Annotated in this window: 4 protein-coding genes; 2 read left to right on the top strand and 2 right to left on the bottom strand. The window is 54.2% G+C overall.

Annotated elements, in window-relative coordinates; genetic code table 11:
* Nucleotides 1-81: 81 nt before the first annotated feature.
* On the bottom strand, nucleotides 82-615 hold the full coding sequence (locus RTM06_RS21075) for a GNAT family N-acetyltransferase (protein ID WP_312184600.1): 534 nt from the start codon (nucleotides 613-615) through the stop codon (nucleotides 82-84).
* Nucleotides 616-639: 24 nt separating this feature from the next.
* Nucleotides 640-2,307, bottom strand: a complete 1,668-nt coding sequence (gene eptB, locus RTM06_RS21070; RefSeq protein ID WP_312184599.1) for a kdo(2)-lipid A phosphoethanolamine 7''-transferase — start codon at nucleotides 2,305-2,307, stop codon at nucleotides 640-642.
* Nucleotides 2,308-2,760: 453 nt separating this feature from the next.
* Between eptB and RTM06_RS21065 the strand changes: the two genes are divergently transcribed.
* Nucleotides 2,761-4,425, top strand: coding sequence for a ShlB/FhaC/HecB family hemolysin secretion/activation protein (locus RTM06_RS21065; protein WP_312184598.1), 1,665 nt, complete (start codon nucleotides 2,761-2,763; stop codon nucleotides 4,423-4,425).
* Nucleotides 4,426-4,437: 12 nt separating this feature from the next.
* A partial coding sequence (locus RTM06_RS21060; RefSeq protein WP_312184597.1) for a filamentous hemagglutinin N-terminal domain-containing protein occupies nucleotides 4,438-10,678 on the top strand: 6,241 nt, incomplete at its 3' end.

The raw sequence follows: 10,678 nt of genomic DNA, 5'->3' as shown, positions 1-10,678 counted from the left end.
TCTGTAGGGGGCGCCATTTATGGCGACCGTGACGAGCATTAAGATATAAACGGGCGGACCTACGTTGATTTGGCTGATTTTTTATGCGAGCCACTCTTCGCGAGTTAACTCCCATAATTCGTAATCGAGAACACCCGCGACATACTCTTTTTTCCCGGTTTCTATCAGACGCATGCCAGATTTACGTGAGATCATCACCGAGCCGGTGTTCACCGCCGCTTTTGGCACACGTAAAACTTCGCGGCCCAGCGTTTTAAACCAGAAGTCGTTCACGGCGTTGCAGGCTTCACTCATGAATCCGCGATGCTGCCACTCAGGTACCAGCCAGAATCCGCGGTTATCATTCTCTCCATCGCGCAGTTCAATCAACCCAATTAATTCCTCAGGTTTCTCCTGACGTCTGATACTCCAGCACCAGCATCGACCTTCCTTGACGGCGGGCAACACCACTTTATCGACATAATCCTGCGCGGCACCTTCAGGATAAGGCCAGGGCACATTGGCATTGAGATAACGCACGATCTCCCAGCGCGGGAAGGCGATTTGCATCGCCTGCCCATCGCGGCTTTCCAGCGGCTTCAGAATTAATCGTTCCGTTTTGATTTCTGGCGTCATATGTTCTCCCTTTGAATCGTCACCTTACTTCTGAATAGTAGAATGATCGCACCAGTTTCGCAGTGAATTAATTCCGCCATCCGGTGAGGCAAAACCTGAGCAGCCTAATATTGAGTCAAATAACTTCTCGTGGAATACCGGCGTTTTGTCATTCTGCAGTTGCTGAAGTTTGGCAAATGACGCTTTGTTATTACTGTCACTTAAAAACTTATCCGATGCCCAAACCATAATCGGCACCGTGCGTTGCGCCATCGGTGCATGATCGCGTGGTGTGCCGTGGAAATGCAGATTATCGGAGATCGATTCCCCGTGATCTGAGGCATAAAACACGATGGCATTTTTATCTTTCAGGCTATCGAAAGTCTGTTTGAGAAAATAATCGGTATACAAAAGGCTATTGTCGTAGGAATTGATCATCTCCTGCGTGCTACAAGCATCATCAATGCCCTGACACTCCGGGGTATAACGGGCAAACGCGCGTGGATAGCGTTCGGTATACATATAATGAGAGCCTTTGGTGTGAAGAATAACAATATGTTTACCCTGTGGATGGCGCTGAATTGAGTCCTGCAATTCATTAATCAACGCCATATCATCCACCGGCTTACCGACATTACGCTTCTCCGCCTGAATAGATTCACGCATTGAATAACTGTCGGCCATAACTTTGTTATAGAACCAGGCTTCGCTCTGCATGGAATAGAGATCTTCCGAGAAACCTTGCTTCTTCATCACCGTGAAGACATTCATCTCTTTCAGCGTGCGCTGCGGGGCTTCTGAGGCGCCACCTTCTCTGACAAACATACAGCGCAGCGAGAGCTTGGTGGAGGTATCGCAGGAATAGCCCTGCAAGTGAACGAGGTTTTTTTCGTGATCGAGATAAGGCGTGTTGTCGCGATCGTAACCGTATAAACCCATATGATCGCGGCGGGCACTTTCACCAATCACAAACACGATGTACAAGTTATCCGCATTTTTTGGTGGAATGTATTTAAAGTGTTCTGCGGGATCGTAAAGATTACGGTTATCTTCAGCCTGGCTGAACGAACTATAAGCCAGCAAGCCAACGCCCGATAACCAGTTAGACGGTGAATAAGTCCCCGCAACAATGCCGCCGTAGCTGGCCATCATGCGATTATTTTTCTTATCCTGTTCATCCTGCACCTTGCCCATTAGCGTTAGCGGCAACCAGCAACCTAATGCGGCAATAACAATGGCGATAGTTTTATAAGACCAGTAACGCTTTTTACTGATATTTGTAACGGAATTACCGCGCATTCCGCGCCAGATTAGCCATAGCGGAATGACGTTTATAATTACCATCCATAGCACAAAGTGCCAGCCAACGGATTCCTTAGAAAGATCCAGTGAATCGGTGGCTAAAACGGCGGCGATGATTCCATAACCAATATCAATATTAAAGAAAATCATGTAATAACTGGCCGCGCTGGAGAAAATCACCAGCATGGTCATCAATACACGCGACAGATATTTTCCGGTTAATGAGGTTAACAACGTTAACAGCATCACCAAACAAAATGCAGCGATGACCTCAGTCACTAATGAAAGGGTATTATCAAACTGCAATTGCGTATAGCGGCGGATAAAAATCGGAATGTTAAGCAGTACGCCGATATAGAGCGAAATAAACGCCGGTAGATAAAACTGTTTAATCCAACCCTTTATAAACATGTGTTCCCCGTTCTTATAATAAACAACTCAATCACTTGCCTGAAAATTGACAACCCTGAGTAAGAGGATGGATTTGGGGATCAGTTCAACCGAGGCTGGCCCTAAAGTATGTTATAATGTAACAACCAAAGGTAGGCGCTTATGCCTCGTTTAGGGCTCGCAACCACCACATTTCACGCAGACTGCTAATCAATGCAGTGAAGGTCCTCATTCTGTATATACATTTCTCTCATCATTTCATTCAACATGCATGACCATGAAAATAAACATTATCGGTGAAAATGACGGAATGACTGGCTATTTGCGTTAAGGGGAAACTTCATGATTTATAAAATTGAATAAACAGGAAATTAAAGTTTTTATAAGGAGCCAGGAACTTTCTGATTGTTAAGGTGATATTCTGCACAAAAGTGCTTACACAAAACTTACAATCAATTTCGCTTAAGTCTTACTATGATGGCAAAAACAAGGATGTCACTGGCGCTGTGCGTCGGTATGATCACAACTTCTGCATTTGCGGCACCGTTAAATCCCGGCGACCGTGATTATATTCAGAACCAACAACAGCAACGTTTGCAAAATGACCAGCAGCAGCGTGATGCATTGTGGAGTGCTACCGCGCCGCAGAGCACGCCAGCAGCGGATTCCGGTCAGGCCGGCCCCTGCTTTCCGGTGCAGCATATCGCTATTCGCAACGCCACGCTAATTTCTGCCGGACAGCAGCAATCGCTGGCCGCACCTTATATTCATCGCTGCCTGAACTTAACCGAAATTAATTCGCTGGTGCATGCCATTTCTGACTGGTATATGCAGCGCGGTTATATCACCAGCCGGGCATTTTTAATTGAACAGGATTTATCGCAGGGCGAGTTAATTATTCCGGTGCTGGAAGGGAAACTGGACGCCATTCGTCTCGACGGCCAGCATCCGCGTTCATTACAGATGGCGTTTCCCGGTCTGGAAGGCAAGGTGCTTAACCTGCGTGATATTGAGCAGGGCATGGAGCAGATTAACCGCGTGCGCACCACGCCGGTACAGATTGAAATACAGCCGTCGCCTAAAACCGGTTATTCGGTGGTTAACCTTACGGCTACGCCGGAATTCCCGCTCAGCGCATCGCTGGGGTTTGATAACAGCGGACAGAAAAGCACCGGCGTTGGTCAACTCAACGCCTCGCTGACGGGAAACAATCTGCTGGGACTGGCTGACCGCTGGTTTATCAGCGGCGGACGCAGCAGCGCCTTCAGCGACTGGCGTGATGCGCAGAACCTGCAGGCGGGCGTCAGCGTGCCTTACGGCTACGGCCTGCTCGACTACAGCTACAGCTGGAGCAACTATCACAGCAGCTTCGTTAACAACGGCTTTACTTGGCTGAGCAACGGCGACAACGTGTCGCACCGGCTTAACGGTTCATGGGTGCTGTTTCGTAACGGCGATATCAAAACCGGCGTTCAGCTCGGCCTGAATAATTACTCCAGCCACAACTATCTCAATAATACCTTGTTGCAGAGCAGCAGCCGCAAAATCACCAGCGCGCAGCTGGGACTCAATCACACGCAGAAAATCCTCGGCGGCGTCGCCACGCTCAACCCGACATTCAGCCGCGGCATGCCGTGGTTCGATGCCGAAGATGACACGGGCAAGACCGGCGATCTGCCCAAAGCGCAGTTCCGCAAGTGGAGCATCAGCGGCAGTTTTCAGCGGCCGCTGGCCGACAAACTGTGGCTGCTCAGCAGCATTTACGGCCAGTGGTCGCCGGATCGGCTGTACGGTAGTGAACGCCTGACGCTGGGTGGCGAAAGCTCGGTGCGCGGTTTTAAGGAGCAGTATCTTTCCGGTGATGCCGGTGGCTATCTGCGCAACGAACTGAGTTACAGCCTGTTCACGCTGCCGGTTCTGGGCGACGTCAGCGCGCTGGCCGCCATCGACGGCGGCTGGTTAAAGAGCGACGCGCAGAATCGCGAGTCCACCGGCACCTTATGGGGCAGCGCGCTAGGTCTCAGCACGCGCGGGCGCCACTTCTATACCCAGTACACCGTCGGCATTCCCCTTAGCTATCCCGGCCATCTCCAGCCGGATCACGTCAGCATTTACGCCCGCGTCGGGCTGGTTTTCTAAGAGGCAAAGATTATGGACGATCGTCAACCCGTTTCCCTCGCCCGTCGCGTGCTGAGCTACCTGATTTGCTATCTGGTGGCGGTACAACCGATGCTGCCTGCTGTCGCCGCACAAATTACGCCGGTAACGCCGGGCACAAAAATGGATGCCGCCGGCAACGGCGTGCCGGTGGTGAATATCGCCACGCCCAACGGCGCCGGGATTTCACATAACCAGTACCAGCAGTACAACGTTGGCAAAGAAGGTTTAATCCTCAATAACGCCTCCGGCCAGCTTACCCAGACGCAGCTAGGCGGCCTGATCCAGAACAACCCTAATCTGAAAGCCGGGCACGAAGCGCAGGCGATCATCAACGAAGTGGTTGGCGCCAACCGTTCGCAGTTGCAGGGCTACACCGAAGTGGCGGGTAAAGCCGCTAACGTGATGGTGGCCAACCCGTACGGTATTACCTGTAACGGCTGCGGCTTTATCAACACGCCGAACGTCACGCTGACCACCGGTAAGCCGCAGCTGGATGCCAACGGCAATCTGGCTGCGCTGGAGGTGACGAAAGGATCGGTGATCGTCGAAGGTCAGGGACTGGACGGCAGCAACGCCGATGCGGTGTCGATCGTTGCGCGCGCAACGGAGATCAACGCCGGGATCCATGCGAAAGATCTGTCGGTGACGTTGGGGGCTAATCGGGTCGGTGCGGATGGTTCCGTCACGCCGATTGCCGGTGAAGGCGCGGCGCCGTCGGTAGCGGTCGATACCGGCGCGCTTGGCGGCATGTATGCCAATCGTATTCATCTGGTGTCGAGCGAGAAAGGTGTTGGGGTTAACCTCGGTAACCTGGTGGCGAAGCAGGGTGATATTCAGCTCAATGCCAGCGGTAAACTGACGCTCAACAACAGCCTGAGCAGCGGGGCGCTGACGGCGAATGCTGAATCAGTGACGCTTGGTGGGGAAAACAAAGCGTCCGGACAGGTCGCGCTCAGTGCACAGCAGGATGCAACGCTCAATAAAGGCACGCTGGTCAGCGACGCCGGAGTCAGCGTTACGGCGAAAGTAAATCTCACCACCAATGGCGCCAGCATCACGGCAGGACGTGATATTCAGCTTAATGGCACAACCGTTGTCACGGACAGCAATGCCGTCGCGAAAGCCGGTAACGATATCCGATTGCAGGCGCAGGATCGGCTCAGCAACAGCGGCCAGCTGACGGCGGGAAAAAATCTAAACATCACCGCCAAACAACTCGATAATCGCGGCATGCTGGCCGGTAACACCACCGGCATCACCACAAGTAGCCTGCAGAATGGTAAGGGCGCGGCCATCTCCGGCGCAGAGAGTCTAAGCCTCAGCAGCGACAGCCTGCTGAATCAGGGCGTATTGTCCGCGCCAGTGCTCTCACTCAGTAGTGTGCAAACCGACAACAGCGGGCTGATTCAGGGCAGCAAAGCGCTGACCTTCAGCGGCCACCGCCTGAACAATCTGGCGGGCGGCACCCTGAGTTCGGACAACAGCTTTGCACTCAATCTGCCGCAGCTGATTAACAGCGGGCTCATCACCAGCAAGGCAGCACTGACGCTGAGTGGCGACGCGCTCACCAACAGCGGCGAAATCAACGCTGCCAGCCTGTTTGCCTCAAATGCGCAGCTGAACAATCAGCAGGACGGCCTGCTGCTCGCGGATAACACCCTCAATCTTCAAAACGCTGCGCTGACCAATGACGGTCAAATCGCCGCAGCGACAACCACTGTTGATGCCAGTACGCTGAACAACAGCGGAACGTTGCAGGGCAAACAATCGCTGCAGGCCAGCGGCAAGGCGATAACCAGCAGCGGTACGTTACTGAGTGACGGCAAATTAACGATCGCAGCAGACACGCTCACTAACAGGGGCCAGCTCCAGGGACAGCAACTGGTGGTGACGGCGGGCAACTGGCATAACAGCGGCAATGCGTTAAGTGCGGGTGAAGGCGTACTCAACGCCGCAACGCTTGATAACAGCGGCAAAATTCTTGGTCAGCAGAACCTACAACTCAAAGCAGATTCGGTTGATAACAGCGGCTGGCTGCTGGCGCAGGCGCTCAGGCTTCAGGGAGATTTAGTTAACAGCGGGCTGATTCAGGGCAGTGATGCACTGACCGTGACGGGCGATAAACTCAGTAATAAAACCGGCGGCCAGTTACTGAGTGCCGGCACGCTGACTGCTCAGGCTGGAAGCCTGGATAACCACGGCAGCATTCAGGCCGACACGCTCGATATGCGGCTGCAAAGCTGGCAGAACGCCGGCAGCGCCCAGGCGACCACACAGTTCCTTGGCACCCTGAGCGGCAGGCTGGATAACAGCGGCACACTGCTGAGCCAGAACGATTTTGCTCTCATCAGCAACGACATCACTAACAGCGGTAAGCTGGCGGCCAACCGACTCAGCATCACGGCACCTCAGCTGACTAACGCCGGACTGCTGCAGGGTAACCGGTCGCTCTTACTGAACAGCGCGGATATCTCCAACGCCGCCAGCGGTCAGCTTATCAGCGGCGGTTCGCTGACGCTTTCCCCGGTACAGCTGACCAATGCGGGCCTGTTACAGGTGGCAGATGACTTCAGCCTTAACGGCCGTGACCTGACCAACAGCGGACGCATCACCGCAACCAATCTGAATGCAGACCTGAGCGGTACGCTGAACAACAACGGTTCGATTGCGGCACAGCAGTTGAACGTTTCAGGTGATGTGCTGAAGAATCAAAGCCTGCTACAGGGTGACAGCGGACTTAACGCGAATTTCAGGCAGTTCAGCAACCTGAGTGCGGGGCAGCTTCTCAGCAACGGTATTCTTGCACTGAAGGGCGCCACAGCTGACAACGCCGGCGTGTGGCAGGGCAACAGCATTGACTATCAGTTTGGTTCGCTTACCAACAGTGGCACCGTTTACGGTATTGACTCACTGAAAGGTCAGTCCGACGGGCTGCTGGATAACCGTGGCAGCCTGACAGCGGGCGGCAATGCCAGCCTGACGGCGGGTAACCTGCAAAACAGCGGTAAGGTGCTGGCCGATAATCTGGTGCTGCGCGGAAATAACCTTAGCAACAGTGGATTATGGCAGGGAACATCCTCGCTGGATGCACAGTCGAGCGGCGCTTTAATTCAGGCAACTGGCGGCAAAACGCTGACCGGAGGCGACCTGCTGATGCACGCTGCCGACTTCAACACGGCAGGTACATTACAGGGTGCAAATGCACAAATCAGCGCAGGGCGCTGGCAGAATCAGGGCTCGCTGCTGGGCACCGCAGGCGTCTCTGCGGACGTTACGGGTGAGCTGCGCAACAGCGGTGAAATATTGTCGCAGGGCACGGCACAGGTCAGCGCGCAGAACCTGAACAATAGCGGCTCGCTGCTGGCGGATAAAGCGATGACGCTGAGTGGCGGCGCGCTGAATAACAGCGGCAGCGTGCAGGGCGAAACGCTCGCAATTACCCCGGCCAGCGTGACTAATCAGGGCAGTCTGATTGGCCTGCAATCGCTGACTATCGGTCCGGCGCAGACCCGTGGTTTCCGCATGCTGGCGGTACAGTCGCAGCCCGCACGTGAATTAATCAACAATGCTGGCGGTCAGCTACTGACGCAGGGCGCGCTGAACATTAGCGGTGATGACATCACCAACAACGGCAGCTGGCAGGGACAGCAAATCCTGCTGAACGCCACCCGCCTTGCCAACAACGGCGCTATCCAGAGCGCGGGCGATCTGACGCTCAATATCAGCGATGCACTGACGTCCACCTCTGGCAGCAAAATCACGGCGAACGGCAACGCCGCGCTCAACGCACTCAGCCTCACTAATCAGGGGCAGTGGATTGCCGGAAACCTGACGCTGAAAGGCACGACGCTGACCAACGGTGGAGAAATCTCCGGCGTTAACGGACTGACGGCAGTGCTCGGCGGCACGCTGACGCAGCAGCAAAACGGTGCGCTGTTATCGGGTGGCAAACTGGATCTTCAGGCGGCGACGGTTAGCAATGATGGCCGCATTCAGGGTGGTGATCTGACGATCACCACTGGAACACTGACTAACAACGGGCGGTTGCAGGGTGATAAGAGCCTGTTGCTGACCACCCGTGGCCGCATCACCAACAACAATAGCGGGACGCTGATAAGCCAGAGCGGTCTGACGCTGACCACGCCTGAGTTGTATAACTACGGCCTGATTCAGGGGGCAACTAACCGCATCACCGCCAGCAGCAGCGCGACTAATAGCGGAAAAATGCTGTCTGCGGGCGAGCTCACGCTCACAACGCCTCAACTCGTCAATAGCGGCTGGTTGCAGGCAGCGCATCTGACGCTGAATGCTGCCACCGCCAGCAACAGCGGCACCTTGCTGGCCGATCAGCAGGGAACCTTCACCGGCTCGCAACTGCTGAATCAGGGAACTGCGCAGGGTGGCTCGCTGGCGGTTAATTATGGCCAGCTCAATAACAGCGGCACGCTGCTGGGTGTCAATCAGCTGAACGTTAAGGCCAGCCAGGTCACGCAGCAGGCAGCGGGTAAGCTGTTCAGCGGCGGCAATCTGCTGCTGGAGAGCACCGGTTTTGATCAGCTGGGTCAGGTGGTAGCGCTGGGCGATGCCACGCTGAAACTGATCAACAGTTTTACCGCACGCAACACGCTGGCAGCCGGTAATCGCCTTACTATCAGCAGTAACGGTGCGATTGAGAACCAGGGCACGTTACAGGGGCAGGCACTGACGTTGAGTGCTGGCGGCGACCTGACGAACAACGGCCAGCTCACAACCGGAACCGGCGACAGCAGCCTGAGCGGTAGCCGCATCAATATGAACAGCGCGGGCACGCTGCAGGGCGGTGGCAACATTGCGCTGGCCAGCCGCAGCGACGTAGCACTCAATGGCTTCACCGGCACGCGTGACAGCCTCACCATTTCCTCGCCAGGTAGCATTGTTAATACGGCGTTACTTTACGCCGGGCAGAATCTCTACCTGTACGCCAACAGCATTAAAAACCAGCGTGGCGATATGCTGGCAGGCAACAGTCTGTGGATGCAGCGCGACGCGGCGGGGAATGCTAATGGTGAGGTGATCAATACCTCGGGAACCATTGAGTCGCAGAATGGTGATATCACCGTCAGAACTGGAAGCCTGCTAAATCAGCGCGATGGTCTGAGAGTTGAAGAAAAGAACCAACCTGTATCTGGTTTAGCAACAGGTATTGGCGGTCCATCTATAACTTACCGGCTCGACCAGCTGAAAATTTCTGATTTAGGCTATTACATTATTTCCGTCAGGACGGGCGGCAGCTTTGGTAAGGGGAATGGTTCAATTGACGATTATTCATACCTGGCTCCTAATGCGCAAGGTGCCGTTCAACGCTATCTCACAGAAACTACAACACTTAACGCCCAAGCTGATGGTAATGCTGGTCGCATAGCTGCAGGGCGAAATCTTGATGTCTCTGCCATCCAACTCAACAACCTTGCCAGCACGCTACTGGCGGGTAATTCCATGTCGCTTCAGGGAAATACCCTGAATAACCAGTCCTGGTTTAACGGTGTAAGCAACACTTATTTGACTTACACCTACAACGGCAGAATTGGGAACAACAAACTTAAAAGCGATCGCGACCTGGACGCTTTTCCTACTAATGCTCAATCAGCTACTGTGACCTATCTCTTAACTTCGACACCTGAAACTGAAACGATTTATAGCGGAGATGCATTACGTTCCGTAATTCAGGCTGGCGGCAACGTTAATGCCAGCTTCAACGGTGATATTAGCAATACCAGCTCAACACCCAATGCCGGCTTGGTTGGAACAACAATCCATGCGCCAGCATTAAATAACTTAGCTGCTGTTAGTCAGGTGAATGCACAGCAGCGTCAGCAACTCGCTGCCACAAGCAGCATAGCCATAAACTCCCCGGAGTGGCGCGACCAGCTGCAAAATGCCCTGCAGCAGGTCAACGGTGGCACATCGCTGCAAAATGCACAGCCTGAAGCCGTTGGGCTCTCAAATCACAATGGCAAACAACAGGGCAACGCGAACCTCGGTAAGGCCGCTGAACTGGCGTCAGGCAGCGCAGTAAAACCATCGGCTCTGGGCAGCTATGGTGCTTCAGCGGTGGATACCAGCGCCTATCCGCTCCCCACCAGTGACAATGGCTACTTCGTCCCGGGCGACAGCAGCAGTCCCTATCTCATCACAGTGAACCCGAAATTAAACGGTCTGGGGCAGCTGGACGCCAGCCTGTTTGGCGATCTCA

Origin of the sequence: Pantoea sp. CTOTU46764 (assembly GCF_031974595.1) — a bacterium.
GTDB lineage: Bacteria > Pseudomonadota > Gammaproteobacteria > Enterobacterales > Enterobacteriaceae > Pantoea > Pantoea trifolii.
This window is presented reverse-complemented; position numbering and strand designations above follow the sequence as displayed.

Excerpts from the sequence above, each read along its gene's own strand:
- RTM06_RS21075 (WP_312184600.1), bottom strand. The coding sequence starts at position 615 with ATGACGCCAGAAATCAAAACGGAACGATTAATTCTGAAGCCGCTGGAA.
- eptB (WP_312184599.1), bottom strand. The coding sequence starts at position 2,307 with ATGTTTATAAAGGGTTGGATTAAACAGTTTTATCTACCGGCGTTTATT.
- RTM06_RS21065 (WP_312184598.1), top strand. The coding sequence starts at position 2,761 with ATGATGGCAAAAACAAGGATGTCACTGGCGCTGTGCGTCGGTATGATC.